Source organism: Oleiphilus sp. HI0066, assembly GCF_001635725.1.
This window is the reverse complement of record NZ_LWFH01001238.1, coordinates 1-1,025: the sequence shown is the minus strand read 5'-3', so window position 1 is coordinate 1,025 and position 1,025 is coordinate 1. Positions and strand designations below refer to the sequence as shown.

The 1,025-nt window shown below is 43.8% G+C and carries 1 protein-coding gene; it reads right to left on the bottom strand.

What is annotated here, in order from left to right; all coding sequences use genetic code 11:
• The coding region (locus A3738_RS17840; protein ID WP_197473903.1) for a DNA polymerase Y family protein at positions 1 to 904 on the bottom strand (904 nt) is incomplete at its 3' end.
• Positions 905 to 1,025 lie beyond the last annotated feature (121 nt).

Genomic DNA, 1,025 nt, shown 5'->3' with positions numbered 1-1,025 from the left:
CGGCAGCAGAAGTCACTAACACTGTAGAAGTATTGCCATCGCGCAAGTACAGCTCTAGTTGCAGCTCATGCGCATATTGATCACGCATTATTAAGAAGCTTTCGAGCAATGCGAGTAGCTTGAGTAAAGGCTTTTCCAAGAGTTTCAGATTGATAATTTCAAATAACAAATCGAACCTTCGCTGAAACTGCTTAGGTGGATGGTAAAAATCGATCACATGATGAAACAGCCCAGTTAGTCGCCCCACATAATTCACCAAATCAGACCCAAAACGTTTAGCAATATCAGGCAAAGGAATACGTAGCAGATCCGCAATGCTATGAACACCTACCCGATTTAAGGTTGTAATATGTTTTGAGCTCAACTCGGTTTCTGACAAATCACACTGCTTTACTGCCTGAAATAAAGCACGCTCAGACTGAGAAATTTGATTAAAGCTTTTCCCGGCTAACATGCGTGCCGCAAAAGGGGAAAACCCTGAAGCAAAGGAATACTCAAACGGTAAATGTTTGAGCTGATCAACCAAAGCTTGCCAGTAGTTAGCTAGACCATCGTAAAGCGTTAACATGTTACTCGCTTGCAACAGAATGCCATTCGGAGGCACCAAGCTAATATTAGCCGTCACCATATACAGCCAATGCGCAATCTCTTTAAGCTTTTCCGATTCAAGTGCCGAATCATATTCAATGACATACAGCCCTTCACACATAGACGCAGCTGTCGCGAGCCCCATTCCTAAACAGACGCCATTCTCTGAGGCACGTTGGTTCATCTGAATGATTTCGTTTTTACGTCCCTCCACCACAATCATGCCTTGCGATGTATTAAGTGCATCACCATTCGGTGAAGACTGGAGCGCGTTAAGCTGTAAGGCCGGAAAATGAAGATATATCCACAGAGACATACAACACCTTTTACAAGCCTTGGCGATGTTGCGTTTGCGGAAAACGGATGACGTTAGAAGCAGGCTTTTGTTGTGTCAGAGAAAACGTAGGCCAATATTGAGACATATCTAAGGTAAACGC